The organism is Acinetobacter junii (assembly GCF_018336855.1).
Classification (GTDB): Bacteria; Pseudomonadota; Gammaproteobacteria; order Pseudomonadales; family Moraxellaceae; genus Acinetobacter; species Acinetobacter junii.
Genome location: NZ_CP059558.1, coordinates 997,096 through 1,016,562, shown reverse-complemented (window position 1 = coordinate 1,016,562; position 19,467 = coordinate 997,096). Strand labels below are relative to the sequence as shown.

The following is a 19,467-nucleotide window of genomic DNA, read 5'->3' as shown; positions in this document are numbered from 1 at the left end:
CTTATGGCAACAAATTTAGAATCTTCTCTGCATATCTCTGACCTGATTTTACAAGCAAGCCCTGTCGTACAATTGGTGATGCTGATCTTATTACTCGCTTCTATTTATAGCTGGTATTTGATTGCAAAATTGCATATGGGTTTCAAAAAAGCAGAACAAGATGACGAGCATTTTCAAAAAATGTTTTGGTCAGGTGCCGAATTAAATACGCTCTATAATAATGCCCAATTAAACTCAAAGCGTCGTGGTCTTGAAGATATTTTCTATCAGGGCTTAGGTGAGTTTTTAAAATTACAGAAACGCAAAGCTGATACTACACAAACTATTGAAGGTACAGAGCGTATTCTTCGTGTAGGTTTAAGTAGAGATCAAGGCGGCTTAGAAGTTGGTCTTGGCTCTTTAGCTAGTATCGGCTCAGTTGCTCCTTATATCGGTTTGTTCGGAACTGTTTGGGGGATTATGAACGCATTCATCGGTTTAGCAGCAGTTGATCAGGTTACATTAGCCACGGTTGCACCAGGTATTGCCGAAGCACTAATCGCAACTGCTATCGGTTTATTTGCAGCAATTCCTGCTGTACTTGCGTTTAACCATTTTACCGCTAAAGGCGAAAGCATCTATTCTGACCGCGCCCTATTTGCTGAGGAAATGATTGCACTTCTACAACGTCAATCAATTGGAACGACACAGGAAGATGCATAATGGCTATTCAGCGATCTGGACGTTTCGAGCGCATCAAAAAACCACTTAAAAGTGACATGAATGTCGTCCCTTATATTGATGTAATGTTAGTGTTATTGGTCATTTTCATGGTGACTGCACCAATGATTACCAGTGGCATAAAAGTTGATTTACCACAAGCCAATAATCATCCAATCGAATCTAAAGATATGCCAGCGATGGTGACGATTGGTAAAGATGGCAATATCTATTTACAGTATGAAGATTACAAAGACAGTGAACCACTAACGCTCGAACAACTTGAAACTGTTTTAGCGAAGGCACAACAACAAGCCGAGCAAGATAATAAACAACTCACTGTTCTCGTGAATGGTGAAAAATCACGCCCTTATGGTGAAGTTGTATCACTGATGGCAAGCCTACAAGAAGCAGGTTTAACACAAGTGGGTTTACTGACAGAGCCTTTAAAATAAGTTATGAAAAATATTCACGAGCCACCATTTAAGCAAAACGCTATCGCACTTGGCTTCACATTTGGAGTTCATGCGATTGCTATTGTAGGCTTACTCTTTTTAGGTTTAAGTAAACCGCCTGAACCTCCTAAGAAACTGACGACTGTCTTAGTAAAACCTGAAGACTTTCAACCACCCTTAGCTAAAGAGGTTGAACAGGAAACAACTTCGGAAAATCAGGCTAAAGAAATATTAAGTCCAATTGTTGATAATACTCAACCTGAAAATATTCCTGTTACAACTCCAACACCTACCCCTCAACAACTTGCTGCAGAGAAAGAGAAACAAGAGCAAGCACAGCAGGCGAAATTAGCTGAACAAAAACGTAAGAGTGAAGAAGCTGCTCAAGCGAAGCAAGTAGAACAGCAAAGAAAAGCTGCAGAAGCATTAGCAGCAAAACAACGATCTGAAGCAGAAGCAAAGGCAACTGCTGAAGCTAAGCGTAAGACTGATCTAAAAGCAGAAGCTGATGCAAAAGCACGCCAAAAAGCTGAACAGGATGCTAAATTAGCACAACAAAAAGCTGCCGAGAACGCAAAGCTAAAAGCTCAACAAGATTCAAAACGTAAAGCTGATGCTGAAGCTAAGGCAAAAGCGAATGCTGATGCTAAACGTAAAGCTGAAGTAGATGCCAAACGCAAAGCAGAGGCTGATGCGAAGGCAAAAGCTGATGCGGAAGCTAAACGCAAAGCTGATGCGGAAGCCAAGGCAAAAGCGAATGCTGATGCTAAACGTAAAGCCGATGCAGATGCAAAAGCTAAAGCCGACGCAGATGCTAAACGTAAAGCTGATGCAAAAGCGAAGACAGAAGCAGATGCAAAGGCTAAAGCGGAGACTGACGCTAAACGTAAAGCCGATGCAGAAGCTAAAGCTAAAGCAGATGCGGAGGAAGCAAAAGCTTCTGCTGCAAAAAAAGCCGAGCAAGAAGCTGCTCAGAAAAAAGCTGAAGCTAAAAAAATTGCCTCAACAGCTAAGCGTGATTTTGAGAACAAAATCAAACGTGCATGGAATATTCCATTAAGCTCATCTGGTCAAAAAGCTACAGCTCGAGTCACACTGAATGATAGTGGTGCAGTTATGTCTGTAATTGTCAATTCTTCTGATCCTGACATGAAAGCTAGTATCGAAGCAGCAGTTCGTGCAGCCGCTCCCTATCCAATGCCTGAAGATCCTGATGCGCGACGTGAAGCAAGAAGCTTTACTTCAAGTTTTACTGCAAAATAGTAATGAATAGTTAACGTTACATGCTTTTAATAGCACAAAGCATGTAACTATGCTAAATAATTCAACAGCCACAAAAATACGAACGCAAGTAATTGTAACTATGGATAAGACTCGTAAGCACCTCATCTCTCTAGCAGTATTTACTGCAATTAGCGCAGCAATCCCTGTTTCTGCATTTGCACAGCTTCATTTAGAAATTGCAAAAGCACCAGAACAAGCGCCTAAAATTGCTATCATCCCTTTTACAAATGACAATGCAATTTATCCAATTGTTGAAAATGATTTAAATCGCTCAGGTCGCTTTACAAGTGCATCAAAGAATCTACCTGCATCGGCTGCATTAAATCAAATTCAAGCGGCAGATTGGCAAAATGCTGGTGTTCCATATGTTGTTGTTGGGCAAATCAAACCTATTGATGCAAATTCATTTGAAGTTCACTATCAACTTTATGACGTACAAAAACAGCAATATCTCTTGAATGAGGTTTTAACTGTACCGAGTTCACGTATTCGTCAAGCTGGACATATGATCAGTGATGCAATTTACCAAGCATTAACTGGTATCGCAGGTGATTTTAGTGGTCGTATCGCATACGTACTTCGTAATCAAGCAACACCCGCTCAACGCTATACATTACAAATTGCAGATACTGATGGTGAACAGCCTAAAACAGTCTTGTCATCACGTGATCCAATTTTGTCACCAACATGGTCACCAGATGCAAAGAAAATTGCGTATGTTTCATTTGAAACGAAACGCCCTGCTATTTACTTACAAGATTTAGCAACAGGTCAACGGGAAGTTCTAGCAAGTTTTAGAGGGCTCAATGGAGCACCAAGCTTCTCTCCTGATGGGCAATCCATGTTATTTACTGCGTCTATGCATGGTAATCCCGAAATTTATCAAATGAATCTAAATACGCGCCAAGTTAAGCGTATGACAAATGATTCTGCAATTGATACCGAAGCACGCTATGCACCTGACGGCAAGTCATTTATCTTCACCTCAGATCGTGGTGGTTCTCCACAAATATATCGCTACAGTTTTGATGATGGTTCTGTAAAACGTTTGACATTTAGAGGTGCATTTAACGCACGTGGCACACTGAGTGCTGATGGTAAAAAGATTGCTTTAGTACACCGTCCTAGCGGAAGTAGTTATAAAGTTGCATTACAAGATATCAATACGGGTATTACCAATATTTTGACACCAACGAGCTTAGACGAATCACCAAGCTTTTCACCTAATGGGCAAATGGTTGTATACGCAACTCGTGAAGGTAGTCGAGGTCTTTTATCAATCATGTCTACTGATGGTCGTTTCCGTATGAATTTACCAAGTGAGCAAGGTGAAGTGCGCGAACCAGCTTGGGCACCGAAATAAATTTTATTAATTGGAGAACTTCATGAATATTAAATATCTTACACTTCCTTTAATCGCGGCAACACTTGTATTTACTGGATGTGCAAGCCGCAAACCTGCTGCTGAAATTACCACAGGCAATACACCAAATGGTTCCACAACAGTAAATACAACAGGATTGAGTGAAGATGCTGCATTGAATGCACAAAATCTTGCAGGTGCGTCTTCCAAAGGTGTTACCGCGGCAAATAAAGCATTCTTGGCTAAACGTGTTGTTCACTTCGACTATGACAGCAGTGACCTATCAAATGAAGACTATCAAACACTTCAAGCTCATGCACAGTTCCTAGTCGCAAATGCAAACTCTAAAGTTGCACTTACAGGCCATACTGATGAGCGTGGTACTCGTGAGTACAACATGGCTTTAGGTGAGCGTCGTGCAAAAGCAGTTGAGAGTTTCTTGATTACCAATGGTGTGAATCCACAACAACTCGAAGCAGTAAGCTATGGTAAAGAAGCACCAGTCAATACTGGACACGATGAAGCGGCTTGGAAAGAAAATCGTCGCGTTGAAATTAACTACGAAGCTGTCCCACCATTATTGAAATAAACTTACAAATAAAAAAGCTCACTAACAGTGAGCTTTTTTATTTTTTAATCATTTCGCGAAGTCTGCTGATTATCATGATCTGATTGCATCGACTCAATCAAATCATGTTTATTAAACTCTTTATACTCAGGTTTTGCTTCGTACTCTTTCCAAGCATCTTTGACATTTTCTTTAGAAATTTGTTCTAAACTAATCGGTTCGCTTGGCGTGGGAGTTGCATCAAAATTTTTGGTTGTCATCGTTTTTCTCCAAACCTCCTGTTTAGTATGCAATCAACATAGCATGTAATCTGATTCTTGTAATCATAAAAGCAACATAAATAAAGTAAGATAATTTTTATTTTGGGACGTTCTCATCTAGAATAGCGAAAATATTTTTATCAACTTGTGACTCGGCTAAATTGGAGCTATTTAATATGTCAAACCAGACCTTATCCCAATACTTAGAACAACAACATGGGAATTTGACACCTGAGTTGGCACAAGTCATCGAAACGATTGCAAACACTTGTAAGACAATTGATCAAGCACTTCAAAAAGGCGCTCTAGCAGGAATATTAGGTAGTGCTGAAAATGAAAATGTGCAGGGTGAAACACAAAAGAAATTAGATGTGATTTCAAATGATTATTTAATCGATGCTTTGAAGTCACACCCACAAGTCGGTGGCTTGGCTTCTGAAGAATTAGATGATTTCACGCCAGCACAAGAAAACGGTAAATATCTCGTACTTTTTGATCCTTTAGATGGTTCAAGCAATATTGATATCAATATGTGTGTGGGTACAATTTTCTCGATTTTACCTGCAAAAAATACGGTAACTCAATCTGCTGACTTTATGCAAGCAGGTACAGAACAAGTCGCTGCAGGCTATGTACTTTACGGACCATCAACCATGTTGGCATTAACAGTTGGAGCTGGTGTTGTGTTCTTTACTTTAGATCCAAATACACAAACATATTTATTAACGACAGAGAACGTACAGGTTTCTTCAGACACTCAAGAGTTTGCAATTAATGCATCAAATCAACGTCATTGGGAAAATCCTGTAAAACGTTATATTGATGAACTTTTAGCTGGAAAAACATCTGTACGAGAAAAAGATTTTAACATGCGTTGGGTTGCATGTATGGTTGGGGATATTCATCGCATTTTATGCCGCGGTGGTATCTTCTTATATCCTTACGATTTAAAAGATCCTAAAAAAGCAGGTCGTTTACGTTTAATGTATGAAGCAAATCCTATGAGCATGTTAATTGAACAAGCAGGCGGAGCTTCAACGACAGGTCGTGTTCGCATCATGGATATTCAACCAACTGAGTTACATCAACGTGTACCTGTTATCATTGGTTCGAAAAATGAAGTTGAACTTGTAACTAGCTATCATTAATCTCTCTTAAAACTCAGAGCATCATAGACTTATGATGCTCTTTTGGACAATTTATTTATGGCTGTTATCTTTCTAGAATCAAAAGACAATGCAAAAATCAAACATTTGCGTGGTTTAATCGAGTTAAATAGTGCTCGAAAAAAACATCAACAAACTGTTCTAGAAGGTACACATCTATGTTTATCTTGGTTACAACAACAAAGAAAAATTTTTTCTTTATTTACAACTGAGCAAGCTTTGGATCATCCTGAGCTGCAAGAAATTATTGAAATACATCAAGGTCATATTTTCATTATAAGTGAAGTACTTTACAAAGATTTGAGTACATTAGGGACTACCCTACCTTGCTTAGCGATTGTTGATCTTCCAAAAACCTCGCAAACCATCGATTTCAAAGCAGATACTTTAATATTAGAAAATGTTCAAGATCCTGGAAATGTCGGGACATTGCTTCGTTCAGCAGCCGCGGCGAATATAAAACAAATCATTTGCACCCAAGGTTCAGCTTCTCTTTGGTCTCCACGTGTGTTGCGTGCAGGTATGGGCGCTCACTTTAGTGTTAACTGTTTTGAAAATTTTCAGTTAACCGACATTCTTCCAAAATTTGAAATCCCTGTTTTTGTAACTAGCTCGCACCGATCAACAAGCCTTTATTCAAAAAATTTAACTCAGGCCTGTGTCTGGATCTTAGGAAATGAAGGTCAAGGTGTCTCTGATTATGCACTTGAGCATGCAGAAGCTGTCACCATCCCACAACCTGGTGGTCAAGAGTCTCTAAATGTCGCGATTGCTGGATCAATCTGCTTTTTTGAAATGGTCCGCCAACGTCAATAAAACGTTAATTTACTTTAAATGCGCTTTATTTGCGGAAAAAATCAATTACACTGCTAAAATAATTGCTTAAGTTGTCAACGCATTCACCATTTTCAACGTTATATAGATAATGAATTGATAATAATGGTGGGTATCCATGACAGGATTTTCCATCTCTATGGATTTAGCACCTAAACAGGCTCAAACCGATAGCGGTACACATACAGGTACTGTTGAACAACGTCTTCGCTTTTTTATGCAAGACGTTACAGGTCGTGCGCTTGTAATGATGGAAAGTGCAACACAAGGTCAACAAGGAATTGCTATGGATTTAGTGCAAGAAGCATTTATCTCATTGCACAAATCATATTCAGATAAAACAGTGGATGAATGGTATCCCCTGTTTTACACCATTCTAAACAATAAATTACAAGACTGGAGACGGAAAGAAGCACGCAGAGCAAGCCCTTTCTCTTTGTTTAAAAAAATTAGTATAGATGATGACGAAGAACTAATTGATGTAGTTGATGAATCAACACCCAATCCATTCGAATTTCTAAATCAAGAAGTAACAATGGAAGAAATTCAGGATGCAATTCATAAATTACCTGTTCGTCAACAACAAGCATTCATGTTAAGAGCATGGGAAGGATTTGACACGATCACTACAGCTCAAATCATGGATTGTAGCGAAGGTAGTGTAAAAACCCACTATCACCGTGCAATACAAGGACTCAGAATCGCTTTAGAGCATTTAAATCCACATTCGGGAGGTTCATCAGATGAATAAAGATGAGTTCACCAAACAAGTGACTTCCAAACTAGACCAACTAGCAAAAGAACAGCATCATAATAAAATGCTGGTAATGAATCATGTTTTAGATACGGTCCAAAAGAAACCGACATCTTACTACAGTATTTGGAAAATGACTGGTTTTGCTTTGGCCGCTGCAATTACAGGTATTGTAGTTTTACCAAACTCAATAGATTTAGCAGATAAGCCACAAAATCAAGTAATCGTAAATCCAAAACTTTCACCACAAATGGTCGAAGATATGGAAATGTTAATGGCGTTTGGCGAGGATCGAGTTCCACATGGCAGCTAAAAGGTTAGCACTTGTTGTGTGTACGTTAGGCTTATTGCAAACAAGTTTTGCAAGTTCAGAACGTTTTTGGGTTTTTTCAAAACCAAATAAACCGACGACAGAAGAAACGTGGGAAGATCTATCACCAGAAGAGCAGCAACTCTTAATTAAACGCTATCAAACATTGAAAGAAATACCAACCAACCAAAGCACTCAACTACAACAGCGTATGGAGTGGTTTACGCAGCTACCTGAAGATGAAAAGCAAAAAATGCGTGATGTGTGGCAAAAAATGAATACTCAAGAACGCAATACCTTGCGTAAAAGAATGCAGAATGCCAGTATTGAAGAGCGCGTATCAATCAGAGAAGAATATCTAAGTAAATATGCAGAACATTAAAAATTATTTTAACATATAAAAAAATAGCGCCTTAAGGCGCTATTTTTTTTCTTTTATTTTCTAAAACGACGGTAAGCTAATAAACCTATTAAGCCAAATATTGAAAACACTCCAATACTTCCGCCACCATTGTTACTTGCATTACGCGTATCATCAGTAGTTGTCGCTGTGCTAATAACACTTACTGTAGCAGTATTAGAAATAGCACCATCAGCATCATATACCTGATAATTGAATGAATAGTTAAATGGGTTGAATGTATTAGATTCCTTAATATAAATATTGCCACCGTAACATGTTTCTTTTTGATCAGGTTCTGGGCATGCACCTTGGCGATCAGCAGTCACAACTAAATTTTTAGTTGGAACATTAGACAATCGTATTGGTAATTCAATCCCATCAGCATTTCTCCAGAATTGAGGCTTATTCGGTTCATTATCAGGACCTTTACCACCCTCACCAGTATCACCAAAATCATTAGATAATTTTAATAAATCTAATGAAACAGTTTGATTCTGCTGATATTTTAGTGTCACAGATGTATTTTTAGCCTCAGGAGCCACATTGACGAATGCCGCTTTGATCAAACCTGAGGATTTAATACTAGAATCAGTTCTCGATTGAATCGTATATTTACAGAAAATCTTATCACCAGCTTGAGTGATGCTATCATCCTTTCTATAAAGAATAATTTGCTCAAGATTACTATTCCACTCACAGACTATGTTTGGTTTATCACCCTCATCGATATTCGTAATCGAGTCATTAATCTGGCCCGTTCCCAGAACTTCTGTTGTGACAATATAATTCTCGTTATTAAAAAATTGTATTCTGTGACTACCATCACTCAGCACAATCTCTTGAGGTATTGGTAGTTGATATCGGCTTAAATCGATATAAATTGCCCGATAATGTAAATTTTTATTTAGATTTTCATCTAATTTTTTAAATTTTTCTAAATTATACTTATCAGAAGTAAGCAATAGAGGATCATCTGGATTTTTGATTAGAAATTCATATCTCTCAATTTGCGCCTTGTAACCATCAATTATTTGTTTGATAGAGGTATTTGATAAATCCTCCAAATCACCAGCAGTTAATTTCATTAACTCTACTGAGCCAATATCACAACTATTACGTGCATTTGGATCATAAAATAGAATACCATCAACAAAACGAGCAATGCCTCTCTGATCTTTTGACCCACAATTATCACTTTCAGCTGCACTCACATCCACTAGATCTGTTGTCGTTTTATTATTATTTGGATAATACAGTGGCATAAATGCCGTACTTTCAGATGCAGGTTGCAAACTACTTAATAATGTTCGCAAATTATTGATACTACTTATATTTAAATTTGTATGTTTTCCATCTGGTATCACCTCTTTAGGCAAATCACATTTATTAGACCCCGTTAAAGTAAGCGCATTATAGTCTAATAATAGCTGCGTTAATTTTTCTTCCGATGCTGGTCCAAGAAGATAGCGACACGCATAACTACTGATATTGTGAGATAGAATATTAAAACTTAATAATTTCAGACCAAGTTTATCGTATAAAAAAATAGTATTGGCTTGGTTTTCAACAATTGTGTTACTCGTTAATTCAAGGCTACTAGCATTACTTAAAATACTAGATGTGTTATTAGTCGTATTGCCTGCTTTTGTATCTCCTGTAAACTTCAGCACAGTACCATTTGTAGAATTACTAATATTTTGTGCAATTGTATTTGTGCTTAGATTGACAGTAGGTTCACCACAGAAATCAAATATACTTACAGAACTTGTTGATCCATTTTGAATTATACTGCTTGACGATATATCAATTTTTCGTTGCGAGTAGACGTTATCATTAAAACAACTCATTCCCAATACACTACCAACTGGGGATTGATTATTCCGAATTACTGCGTTTGATATAGATAAACCTGTAGTAGGCCCAGCAAGGAAAATTGCACCACCTGAAATACCAGCTTGTGACGCTAAAATGCGAACATTTTGCAAAGCAATGTCAGCACCAGCATAAATCGCACCACCACGATCATTTGTTCGTGCATTTTTAAGAGTTATATTGTTCAGAGTAAGGGCTTTTGAACCAATTGTTGTATTAAAAATACGCGAAGAATTATTCCCATCAATAATGGTCTTATTCTCAGTCTGCGCAGGATACTGATTAGTAATTAGACTTCTCTTCTCCCAATCAACAGGTAATGCACCATAAATCACAACATTAACATTCGGTGCCAGTTCTTTCTTCAATACATAAGTACCAGCTTCTAACTGAATTTGTTTTCTAGTAGCAGATGAAATATCAGATACTGTACAGCCACCATAGTTTCTCCTAATCTCAGCGGCTTTCAGAGCTTCACGCAATGAACATGCGTTATTGTTCTCACCATCTTCGTCAACGAACGTATTAACTTTAATAACATCATTGCTTGTCGCAGCGAATAATGGCATCGTTGCAACGATCATGGTTGCTAAAATTCCTTTTTTATAATTTTTCATCTCAATCAAATCCCTTTATCAAGCTTTAAATCTTCGGAAACCAATTAATCCTAATAACATTAAAATTGATGTTAATCCCAAACTACCACCTGAAACATTTACTGTTTTACTTTCAAAATTATTTGGTGGATCTTGAACGATCGTTGTAGGAATGGTGATGTAATAATTTGAAACATCGTTGAAACGTGTTGTTGTTGTAATAATACGTAAATTAAATTTGTCAGCACCATGCCAATTGCTATTTGGTGTATAAACAACATTACCAAATTGATCAATTGTAAGTTTACCTTTGGATGGTGTTAATGTCTGCTGCACTTCAAGGCATCCTGGCTGCCAAGTTTGACCATCAGAACGTTTTCCTAATATACGCTCACAAGATGCAGAATCTAATAGTTCTCCATCTAATAGGCTTTCACTTATATTAAATTTAGCAATCTGACCATAAAGAATGTCTTGACCAGCAATTGGAACTTCTGATCTGTTAATTACAAGCTCTATTGCACCTAGATCACAAAGCTCGTCATATCCGCTTCTATTTTTACCGCGCTGATCTATTAACTCACAACTTGCCAAACCAATAGAACTACCATCACTGTAAATCCGCCCCTTATTCACAATTAATGAATCAGATAGAGTTGTATATGATGACAATAACCTTGGTTTAAAGAAACCAACCAATTGATCTTTTGGTGTAGTAAATGGACATAGCAGACCATCTGCAGGAGGTGCATCACATATATCTTTTTCAGCACTGTCACCTGCAATTAATTTATGCTTTAGATTATTTTTATCCCACATAAAATTTGGTCGTTCAGCAGGAGCATCTAAATTACAGTCTGATGTTGTCAGCGTACTTTGAACGACTGACTCATCATCAGATGATGTAACACAATTTGTAGTACCGTTATCGACAATTATACTATTTGATACAAATGCACTTGGAAATTTTTCTTCTTTAGTTGTCTCCCCAGTGGTTGTCTTGGAGGTCCATTTTGGGGCTTGTAAATATAATCCAGCAGCGTTTTTAATCATTGTTATATTATTAACAATCATTCCTTCACGGATATTTGCAACATACCCACCTTTATTATGGAATATTGTCGTATTGTTTATGCCAGCAAATCGACTTTGTAATGCTACACCTGTAGTTTCATCTCTAAAACCAGTTTGAACGAATAATATAGCTCCATCTATAGCTGAAGTACCTTGATTATCTCGAATGACTGATTGAAAGACAAGATAACGCGGCATTTCACTGTAAATAACAGCACCTTTATCAGCTTTATTCCCTTCTAAAATACTGTTACCAATTCGTACGATACCTGCCGTTTTTTCAGTATCAGATAAAATACCAGCATTATATATCCCGCCACCCCGTGTTGCGTTACCAGAAGTTAAGCGAGAGTACTGAATATTTAATGCTTCTCGATTATAGATCAGACCACCATCATTTAACTTAGTCGCTGATCCTTTTAAATTTAATTCATTTAAATTAACTAAAATTAATTCTTTTTCTACACTTCCATCATTAATAAAGAAGATTCGATCGCTTCCCACCATTTTTAGTGTCGCGTTATTCGCACCCTTTTTATTATCATTAAAATCACCACTAGTTGCTGTAGTAATCGTCATTCCTACTTTCAACTCAAGCGACTTATTTAATGAATATTCTTTATCCCGCTGTAATACAATAATAGAACTCGCATCTTTATTACCACAACCATGGTAACCATTTTCATATTCTTTTTTGGCGCGATTATTTAGGAAAAAAACTGCTTCACGTAATGAACAAACGGTATCATCCTTATCTTCATCAACTAGTGTAGTGACTTGAATATCTGCTGCATATACATGTCCAGTAATTGCAAATAAAGCACAGGCAAGCGTCCGTTTGAACATACCGTTCTCCTTCTATTTTTCATTTTTCTTCGTATTGCAAAAGACAATTTGCAACCACATTCCTTTGTGCGTACTTTGTCATAGCTCTCAAAATTACTCAAGAAATTTTATGCTATTGGCGATATTCATCAATAAGTGCGTAAATTTGCTTGAGTGTTGTATTCGAGAGCTTGGTTTTTTCACCTTTCAGCATTTTTTCAAGTTGCGCCAATGTTTGTAATAACACTGAGGCCTGATGAGGTCCATTATTCAGTAAATAATCTACGATCTGCTGGTCAAAGTGAATCCCTCGTCGATTCATCACAGATTGCAATAAGGCTTGTCTATCAATAAAAGAGCTGCCATTAGGGACTTTAACACTGACAGCTTGAGTTAATCGGGATTGTAGGTCTGGTAATTCTAATTTTAATTCGATTGGTGCAACTCGTGATGAAAAAACTAACTGCCCCTCATGGTTATTCATCAAATGAAAGACTGCTTTTTGCCAATGAGGAACTCCACAAATCGCATCAACATCATCTAAAGCTACTAAATCATAAAATTCTAATGACGTGATCGCTTCAATAGGTGCATCTAATAGCTCTAATAACGATACTTTAATGGCTGGACGATTTAGTTCAAGATAGGAATCGCATATCGCAGATAAGAGATGGCTTTTACCTGTCCCTGCACCGCCATAAACATAAAATCTACTGACCAACCCTGTATGTAATTGTCTAATTGCGTCAACGATAGGTCCCCATCCTGGACCCGAAAAATCACTAATTCGGGCATCAAGCTGAGGTTCAATATCCAGTTGTAGTTGACGCATATCGTTAATTTTTTCCTCGATTAATCAGGGTGAGTCTTATTAGATGTATCTGTATCTTGAGTTTTTTCTCCCTCAAGATCAATATCTAATTGCTGCGTTTCAAAATGTACTGGTTGATCATTGTTCACTTCGAGAACAAATTCTGAAGGTAATCCATATAAACGACTTCGCTCATAATTATTACGGGCATGCTTAAGTAAAACGACAATAACCGCTGCAACAGGTAATGCAATCAACATTCCGAGAAAACCACCTAATTGCGCTCCTGCTAAGACAGCAAAAACAACTGCAACAGGCGATAGACCAATTTTATCCCCCAACAAGAAAGGTTGCAGAATATAACCCTCTACCATTTGACCAATCATAAAGACAATACCAACTAATAATAGTTGCATCCAATCAATACCAAACTGGAATAATGTTGCAATCACTGCTGCGATAATTCCAACACCAAAGCCTAAATACGGAATAATACTTGCAAGACCGGCGACCATACCGATAATCAAACCAACTTCTAATCCAATCAGTTGTAATCCAACCGCATAAACAATTCCTAATAAAAGCATTACCAGAAATTGCCCTTTAACAAATGCTCCAAGAACGCTATGACATTCACGAACAATCGTTAAAGTAGAAGCTTCATAAGGTCGTGGAATAAGGCGACGTAAACTATCTAACATTCTTTCCCAATCAAGCAAAAAGTAAAATGCAATAATTGGAATAAGAATTACAATACCACCGAGTTGAATAAAATTAAGACCTGACTGCGCTACGCGTAATGCCATAGTTTGAATGCTATCTGCACTATAGTTAGTCTGAATATAATCCATAACGGCTTTAGACAATTGCTCAGTATCTATTTCCATAGGTACCACATTAAATGTATGAGATACCCATGGTAAGAATGTTGCATTTATCCAATGAATTCCAGCTGGTATGCTATCTCTTGCATAAATCAGCTGTTCCCAAACTAAAGGCGCTAAAAACCATAAAACAACTGTTAACAGAACACCAATTCCAACGAACACTAAACTGATCGCTAACCAGCGAGGCAATCTAAATTTGACAAGTGTATCAACGAGTGGGCTGAACAAATATGCAATAAAGAATGCACCTACAAAGGGTAAAACAACAGGTTTCAACAGATATAAGACCCAGAGGAGCAATGCGAGTCCAGCGAGGATAAAGATACGGCGCAATACCTGATCTTGCATAAAATCCAGCCTTTTTTTGTGTAATCGTTATATATAGAAAAAAATTTTAATAAAGATAGCATTTTCGAGCATAAATAACATAAGAGTTTCGTATATTCAGGTTATAATCTGCCGCCAATGCGGAGACTTCACTATGAGCAACTCAACTTCTACCTCAAATACTGGTTTAAGCTATAAAGATGCGGGCGTCGACATTGAAGCGGGCGACGCACTGGTCGATCGTATCAAATCAGTCGCTAAACGTACCACACGTCCTGAAGTTATGGGCGGACTTGGCGGTTTTGGTGCGTTATGTAAAATTCCAAAAGGTTATGAAGAACCTGTATTGGTGTCTGGCACCGATGGCGTAGGCACTAAATTACGTTTAGCGCTTAACTTAAATCGTCATGACACAATTGGTCAAGACCTAGTCGCAATGTGCGTAAACGATCTACTCGTGTGTGGTGCAGAGCCATTATTCTTCCTAGATTATTACGCTACAGGTCACTTAAATGTTGATGTTGCAGCAAATGTAGTAACAGGTATTGGTAAAGGTTGTGAATTAGCTGGTTGTGCATTGGTTGGTGGCGAAACTGCTGAAATGCCTGGTATGTACGAAGGCGAAGATTATGATCTTGCTGGCTTTGCAGTAGGTGTTGTTGAGCAAAGTAAAATCATTGACGGTACTAAAGTAAAGTCTGGTGATGTACTGATCGGTGTTGCATCAAGTGGTGCTCACTCAAATGGTTATTCATTACTTCGCAAAATTTTAGATGTTAAAAATGTTGATTTGACACAAATCGTTGATGGTCGTCCACTTGCAGATGTAGCAATGGAACCAACTCGTATTTATGTAAAACCTGTTCTTGAACTTTGCAAGCAAGTTGATGTCCATGCAATGGCTCATATTACTGGTGGTGGCTTACCTGGTAACTTACCTCGCGTACTTCCTAATGGTGCTCAAGCAGTAATCAACGAGTCAAGTTGGAATTGGCCAGAACTTTTCCAACTATTACAACGCGAAGGCAATGTTGAACGCTTCGAAATGTATCGTACATTCAACTGTGGTGTTGGTATGGTCATCGCTGTTGATGCAGATGATGCTGATAAAACAATCGAAGTACTTAACTCGCAAGGTGAAACAGCATGGAAAATTGGTCATATCCAAGAAAATGCTGAATCAGTTGAAGGCGCAGACGAAAAAATTCGCGTGATCTTTGCATAATGAGAATTGCGGTACTTGTCTCTGGCAATGGTAGCAACTTACAAGCCCTGATTGATGCAAATCTTTCAGGGCAAATCATTGGTGTACTTTCAAATAAAGCTGATGCATATGCTTTGGAACGTGCTAAACAAGCCAATATTGCTACTGCTGTCGTCTCACACAAAGACTTTCCAAATAGAGAAAGTTTTGATGAAGCCATGCATCAACAACTATTAGCATGGCAAATTGATTTAGTTATTCTTGCTGGTTTTATGCGAATTTTAACACCAAGTTTTGTCAGCCAATGGCAAGGTAAAATGTTAAATATTCACCCCTCCCTTCTCCCTTACTATAAGGGTGTCAATACACACCAACGTGTTTTGAATACGGGTGATCGCTTTCATGGTTGTACGGTTCATTTTGTTACAGCAGAACTTGATGCAGGTCAAAGCATTGCTCAATCTGCGATAGAAGTTCATCTTAACGACACGGTTGAAACACTTGCTCAGCGTGTGCACAAACTTGAGCATTTTATTTACCCTCAAGTTGCAGAATGGCTATGTAATGGTCAACTGACTTGGAGAGATGGTCAGGCATTTTTCAATCAGAAACCTTTGGAACGACCAATTCAGTTCGCGCAATTCTAGAATCAAAAAACACATCCTCGGATGTGTTTTTTATGTCGTATTACAGAGTCTTAACGAATTAGATTTTTAATTTTCATCACTGTTTCTGTCGGATGTTCCAGTGGGAACATGTGCCCACCCTCTACGATTGAAAAAGGAATGCCTAATTTCTTCTTAGCAACCTGAGGAAACTTCTCTTTTAAAAATACACTGTCACTTCCAACCACTAAATGAACAGGCACTTTAGGCTTCGGCATAGGTAACCACCACATTGAAGGTGTTGTCCTAAACAATTCAACTTCATCATCTTTAGGTATCGTAAGTGTTACCCCACCTTTTCGTGGATCATCTGCTAATGCATAGTCAATATATGCCTGAAAACAATCAAGATCAAAATGTTGATAGAATCCTTTATTTCGCAATAGCTCTGCGGCTTGCTCACGAGATTCCCAGTGATCTCTACGACGTACTGATAAACCTGCAGGCGTAATTTTGTCGACTAATTGGGGTTTAAAGAGCTTTGCAAGATGAAATACAAAAGATGCTTTACCTATAATTAAAGGTGGGTCTAGCATAATCACTTGGGAAAATAATTCAGGACGACGATACGCAGCCATCAAAGTCAATACAGAACCTAAAGAGTGTCCTAAACCGATCACCTTACGACCTTTTGATTGCTGAACAATACTATCTATAACTTGATCAACGAGATATGTCCAACCATGGGTAATCGGATAACGTTTGTCTGTTCCAATTTCAGGTACATAGATAATGTCATAATCACTTTTCAAATCATCAAACAGCTTTTGGTAAACTTTTGAAGGCACACCGTTCGCATGAGCGAAATGAATTAAAGGTTTCATAGATTCGTCTTCAAATTTATCGATTGATCAATTATCTCCCGTTCAAAGATCATTACAATTTAAAAGGGAGAACTACAGAGTAATTTATAGAAAGTAAGATGGTGAGAAAATTAAGATCAAGAATCACTAAGTTTCCTTTATGACAAAGAAAACTTAGTGATAAGTCAGATAATATTATTGTAGTTTTGCGTTTTGTTGAGTGTCTAATTGAGTTGCCAATGATGAGCTAATCCCCTCACCAATTTTTGTACCCATTCGACCTAAAATTGACTCAAGCGGATTATGCTGAACAGTGTAATCAACTTTTTGCTCAACCTTCAAATCTCTCATCAAAGTCGTCAAACTACCACTACGATCCGCCACACCTAAGGCAATCGCTTGCTCACCACTCCAGAATAAACCAGAGAAGATCGCAGGGTCGTTAGATTTCAAACGCTTACCACGACCTTCTTTAACAGCGTTAATAAAGTGACTATGAACATTATCCAAAACTGACTGAACATGTGCTTGTTGAGTTGGATTAATCGGCTTTGTCATGCTCAAAATATCTTTATTATTACCAGATGTAAGCGTGCGATCCTCAATACCTAATTTTTGAGTTAAACCGCTTAAGCCATAATTTGGCATAATTACACCAATTGAACCGACTAGACTCGATGGATTAACAATAATTTCATCAGCTGCAGATGCAATATAATAAGCACCTGAGGCGCCCATATCTCCAATCACTGCATAAACTTTTTTAGCTGGATATTGCTTTTTCAAATAGCGAATTTCTTGCCAAATTTCGTCTGACTGAACTGGTGAACCACCAGGAGAGTTGATATTCAAAGCAATTGCCTTACTGCCACTTGCCTCAAATGCGCGCTTTAATGCTTTATTTGTATCCTCACTATTCACAGCAGATTGACTGCTTGATGAATCAATCGTTCCGATAATATCGACCACTGCTAAGTGATCACTACTGATACTCGTGGTTGCTTTTTCAGTTGTAGTAGAGCAGCTTTTACTCATTGCAATTAAAACAATCAACAAATAAGCAAAACCTAAACATTTAAAAAAGATACTCCAACGACGACTACGGCGCTGTTCTTCTACAGATGCTAAAACAGCTTTTTCCAAGATTTGCCATTCTTTGCCTGTCACATTATTACTATGTGTTGGTTCGTTTTGTGGTTTCGGTGGCCAATCGGACATAAGATTCCAATCCAATAGATTTTAAAGTGGTTTTATTATATACGCTGATTTACAGAAAACTGTTTAAATAACTTGTTTTAACTTATAATTATTTTGTGCGTTATACTCTTTTCATGTAATTCTAAATACCACAAATCAATGACCCAGCCTCAAGCAACTAGTTCAAACTACAAACTGATCAAACTATTCAGTAAACAACCAATCCAACTAGGACGGTTTATTGCACGCATATTGGCTGGGTTATTTAACAGATTTCAATTATCTAAAATTTCCAAAATTATTCGTTTAAACATAAAAATAGCATTTCCTGAACTGAATGATCATGAGTTACAGATACTCTCTAAAGAAGCAATTCGCAATGAGCTCACGTCTTATTTCGAATTTTTAAGTATTTGGGGTTCAAGTAATCAGAAAAACATTCAGCGTATACATAGCATCACTGGTGAACAGTACTTTCACGACGCTTTAGCAGAAAAAAAAGGACTTGTGCTCGTCATACCCCACTTCGGAACGTGGGAAGTGATGAATTCTTGGTTATCTCATTATACTCAAATGACGATATTGTATAAGCCAGTTAAAAACCCAGATGCAGATCAGTTTGTCCGTGATGCCAGAAGTCGTGAACAAGCCAACCTCGTGCCAACAGATGAAAGTGGTGTACGACAAATTTTTAAGGCATTAAAACAAGGCGGAACAACAGCCATTTTACCTGACCATACACCTGATCAAGGCGGTGATATGATTGATTACTTTGGGATTCCATTAGCATCCAGTAGTCTAAGCGCAAAATTAATCCAAAAAACAAAAGCCAAAGCATTACTGATCTATACGATGAGAAATGATCAAGATGGATTTGATATGTTTGTTGAACCAATCAATCCCCAAATTTATGAAGGCAATGCTGAGCAAGGAACACTAATTATTCATCAGGCTTTAGAGCAACTTATTCGCCGCTATCCAAGTCATTACCATTGGAGTTACAAACGATTTAGTGCCAACAAAAGTTTAAAGAAAATTTATGATATTGATGAGCAAGAGGCCTTAGCTAGGGTCGCTGAAGTTAGATTGCAAAATCAAAAATAAATCACT

General features: G+C 37.8%; 20 protein-coding genes. 13 read left to right on the top strand and 7 right to left on the bottom strand.

The genetic code is table 11. The features are described from left to right. Positions 1-3: 3 nt before the first annotated feature. The 5 genes from tolQ (at position 4) to pal (ending at position 4,390) form a co-directional block, all read left to right on the top strand. Positions 4-702 carry a protein TolQ gene (gene tolQ, locus H2677_RS04850; protein ID WP_004913568.1) on the top strand — a complete coding sequence of 233 codons (699 nt, stop codon included), beginning with the start codon at positions 4-6 and terminating at the stop codon, positions 700-702. Next, positions 702-1,154 carry a protein TolR gene (gene tolR / locus H2677_RS04845; RefSeq protein ID WP_004913571.1) on the top strand — a complete coding sequence of 151 codons (453 nt, stop codon included), beginning with the start codon at positions 702-704 and terminating at the stop codon, positions 1,152-1,154. Before tolQ ends, tolR begins: the two co-directional genes overlap by 1 nt. A gap of 3 nt (positions 1,155-1,157) precedes the next feature. After that, complete coding sequence (gene tolA / locus H2677_RS04840; RefSeq protein WP_212639261.1) at positions 1,158-2,417, top strand: cell envelope integrity protein TolA; 1,260 nt, start codon at positions 1,158-1,160, stop codon at positions 2,415-2,417. A gap of 100 nt (positions 2,418-2,517) precedes the next feature. Further along, the gene (gene tolB, locus H2677_RS04835; RefSeq protein ID WP_035338630.1) at positions 2,518-3,801 is read left to right on the top strand and encodes a Tol-Pal system beta propeller repeat protein TolB; all 1,284 of its coding nucleotides are present in this window, start codon (positions 2,518-2,520) and stop codon (positions 3,799-3,801) included. 22 nt (positions 3,802-3,823) lie between these two features. After that, positions 3,824-4,390, top strand: coding sequence for a peptidoglycan-associated lipoprotein Pal (pal, locus tag H2677_RS04830; RefSeq protein ID WP_004952979.1), 567 nt, complete (start codon positions 3,824-3,826; stop codon positions 4,388-4,390). Between the two features lie 44 nt (positions 4,391-4,434). Here the strand turns inward: pal and H2677_RS04825 are convergent, their stop codons facing one another. Then, entirely contained in the window at positions 4,435-4,629 is a 195-nt protein-coding gene (locus H2677_RS04825) for an NF038105 family protein (protein ID WP_004913584.1), read from the bottom strand. A 176-nt stretch (positions 4,630-4,805) separates the two neighbouring features. On the opposite strand from H2677_RS04825, the gene H2677_RS04820 reads away from it, so the two are divergent. The 5 genes from H2677_RS04820 (at position 4,806) to H2677_RS04800 (ending at position 8,075) form a co-directional block, all read left to right on the top strand. Next, positions 4,806-5,777 (top strand): class 1 fructose-bisphosphatase, encoded by a 972-nt coding sequence (locus tag H2677_RS04820; protein ID WP_005403007.1) that lies wholly within the window; start codon positions 4,806-4,808, stop codon positions 5,775-5,777. Positions 5,778-5,834: 57 nt separating this feature from the next. Then, positions 5,835-6,611, top strand: coding sequence for a TrmH family RNA methyltransferase (locus H2677_RS04815; protein WP_212639260.1), 777 nt, complete (start codon positions 5,835-5,837; stop codon positions 6,609-6,611). Between the two features lie 157 nt (positions 6,612-6,768). Then, entirely contained in the window at positions 6,769-7,380 is a 612-nt protein-coding gene (locus H2677_RS04810; RefSeq protein ID WP_039047271.1) for an RNA polymerase sigma factor, read from the top strand. Continuing rightward, positions 7,373-7,696, top strand: coding sequence for a hypothetical protein (locus tag H2677_RS04805; protein ID WP_004913595.1), 324 nt, complete (start codon positions 7,373-7,375; stop codon positions 7,694-7,696). The genes H2677_RS04810 and H2677_RS04805 overlap by 8 nt, the downstream gene beginning before the upstream one ends. After that, positions 7,686-8,075, top strand: coding sequence for a DUF3106 domain-containing protein (locus tag H2677_RS04800; protein WP_130575347.1), 390 nt, complete (start codon positions 7,686-7,688; stop codon positions 8,073-8,075). The genes H2677_RS04805 and H2677_RS04800 overlap by 11 nt, the downstream gene beginning before the upstream one ends. Before the next feature lie 53 nt (positions 8,076-8,128). Here H2677_RS04800 and H2677_RS04795 read toward each other — a convergent pair whose 3' ends face one another. The 4 genes from H2677_RS04795 to cxpE all read right to left on the bottom strand — a co-directional run bounded on the left by H2677_RS04795 (position 8,129) and on the right by cxpE (position 14,509). Further along, positions 8,129-10,585 (bottom strand): CSLREA domain-containing protein, encoded by a 2,457-nt coding sequence (locus H2677_RS04795; protein WP_212639259.1) that lies wholly within the window; start codon positions 10,583-10,585, stop codon positions 8,129-8,131. 18 nt (positions 10,586-10,603) lie between these two features. Then, the gene (rbtA, locus tag H2677_RS04790) at positions 10,604-12,484 is read right to left on the bottom strand and encodes a rhombotarget A (RefSeq protein ID WP_212639258.1); all 1,881 of its coding nucleotides are present in this window, start codon (positions 12,482-12,484) and stop codon (positions 10,604-10,606) included. 112 nt (positions 12,485-12,596) lie between these two features. Continuing rightward, the gene (locus tag H2677_RS04785; protein ID WP_004913609.1) at positions 12,597-13,295 is read right to left on the bottom strand and encodes a DnaA ATPase domain-containing protein; all 699 of its coding nucleotides are present in this window, start codon (positions 13,293-13,295) and stop codon (positions 12,597-12,599) included. 20 nt (positions 13,296-13,315) lie between these two features. Next, positions 13,316-14,509 (bottom strand): chloramphenicol efflux transporter CxpE, encoded by a 1,194-nt coding sequence (cxpE, locus tag H2677_RS04780; RefSeq protein WP_125298411.1) that lies wholly within the window; start codon positions 14,507-14,509, stop codon positions 13,316-13,318. Positions 14,510-14,642: 133 nt separating this feature from the next. Here cxpE and purM point away from each other — a divergent pair, with 133 nt between their 5' ends. Both purM and purN read left to right on the top strand, forming a co-directional pair. Then, positions 14,643-15,713: a phosphoribosylformylglycinamidine cyclo-ligase gene (gene purM / locus H2677_RS04775; RefSeq protein ID WP_004959833.1), complete on the top strand. Its 1,071-nt coding sequence runs from the start codon at positions 14,643-14,645 to the stop codon at positions 15,711-15,713. After that, positions 15,710-16,339, top strand: a complete 630-nt coding sequence (gene purN, locus H2677_RS04770; protein WP_171053811.1) for a phosphoribosylglycinamide formyltransferase — start codon at positions 15,710-15,712, stop codon at positions 16,337-16,339. The genes purM and purN overlap by 4 nt, the downstream gene beginning before the upstream one ends. Positions 16,340-16,389: 50 nt before the next feature. Here the strand turns inward: purN and H2677_RS04765 are convergent, their stop codons facing one another. Both H2677_RS04765 and sppA read right to left on the bottom strand, forming a co-directional pair. Continuing rightward, entirely contained in the window at positions 16,390-17,181 is a 792-nt protein-coding gene (locus H2677_RS04765) for an alpha/beta fold hydrolase (RefSeq protein WP_212639257.1), read from the bottom strand. Between the two features lie 174 nt (positions 17,182-17,355). Further along, positions 17,356-18,378 carry a signal peptide peptidase SppA gene (gene sppA / locus H2677_RS04760; protein ID WP_004913625.1) on the bottom strand — a complete coding sequence of 341 codons (1,023 nt, stop codon included), beginning with the start codon at positions 18,376-18,378 and terminating at the stop codon, positions 17,356-17,358. A 138-nt stretch (positions 18,379-18,516) separates the two neighbouring features. Between sppA and H2677_RS04755 the strand changes: the two genes are divergently transcribed. Continuing rightward, complete coding sequence (locus H2677_RS04755) at positions 18,517-19,461, top strand: lysophospholipid acyltransferase family protein (RefSeq protein WP_004952941.1); 945 nt, start codon at positions 18,517-18,519, stop codon at positions 19,459-19,461. Positions 19,462-19,467 lie beyond the last annotated feature (6 nt).

Coding starts and splice junctions, on each gene's coding strand:
- tolQ (WP_004913568.1), top strand. CDS start 4: ATGGCAACAAATTTAGAATCTTCTCTGCATATCTCTGACCTGATTTTA.
- tolR (WP_004913571.1), top strand. CDS start 702: ATGGCTATTCAGCGATCTGGACGTTTCGAGCGCATCAAAAAACCACTT.
- tolA (WP_212639261.1), top strand. CDS start 1,158: ATGAAAAATATTCACGAGCCACCATTTAAGCAAAACGCTATCGCACTT.
- tolB (WP_035338630.1), top strand. CDS start 2,518: ATGGATAAGACTCGTAAGCACCTCATCTCTCTAGCAGTATTTACTGCA.
- pal (WP_004952979.1), top strand. CDS start 3,824: ATGAATATTAAATATCTTACACTTCCTTTAATCGCGGCAACACTTGTA.
- H2677_RS04825 (WP_004913584.1), bottom strand. CDS start 4,629: ATGACAACCAAAAATTTTGATGCAACTCCCACGCCAAGCGAACCGATT.
- H2677_RS04820 (WP_005403007.1), top strand. CDS start 4,806: ATGTCAAACCAGACCTTATCCCAATACTTAGAACAACAACATGGGAAT.
- H2677_RS04815 (WP_212639260.1), top strand. CDS start 5,835: ATGGCTGTTATCTTTCTAGAATCAAAAGACAATGCAAAAATCAAACAT.
- H2677_RS04810 (WP_039047271.1), top strand. CDS start 6,769: ATGGATTTAGCACCTAAACAGGCTCAAACCGATAGCGGTACACATACA.
- H2677_RS04805 (WP_004913595.1), top strand. CDS start 7,373: ATGAATAAAGATGAGTTCACCAAACAAGTGACTTCCAAACTAGACCAA.
- H2677_RS04800 (WP_130575347.1), top strand. CDS start 7,686: ATGGCAGCTAAAAGGTTAGCACTTGTTGTGTGTACGTTAGGCTTATTG.
- H2677_RS04795 (WP_212639259.1), bottom strand. CDS start 10,585: ATGAAAAATTATAAAAAAGGAATTTTAGCAACCATGATCGTTGCAACG.
- rbtA (WP_212639258.1), bottom strand. CDS start 12,484: ATGTTCAAACGGACGCTTGCCTGTGCTTTATTTGCAATTACTGGACAT.
- H2677_RS04785 (WP_004913609.1), bottom strand. CDS start 13,295: ATGCGTCAACTACAACTGGATATTGAACCTCAGCTTGATGCCCGAATT.
- cxpE (WP_125298411.1), bottom strand. CDS start 14,509: ATGCAAGATCAGGTATTGCGCCGTATCTTTATCCTCGCTGGACTCGCA.
- purM (WP_004959833.1), top strand. CDS start 14,643: ATGAGCAACTCAACTTCTACCTCAAATACTGGTTTAAGCTATAAAGAT.
- H2677_RS04765 (WP_212639257.1), bottom strand. CDS start 17,181: ATGAAACCTTTAATTCATTTCGCTCATGCGAACGGTGTGCCTTCAAAA.
- sppA (WP_004913625.1), bottom strand. CDS start 18,378: ATGTCCGATTGGCCACCGAAACCACAAAACGAACCAACACATAGTAAT.
- H2677_RS04755 (WP_004952941.1), top strand. CDS start 18,517: ATGACCCAGCCTCAAGCAACTAGTTCAAACTACAAACTGATCAAACTA.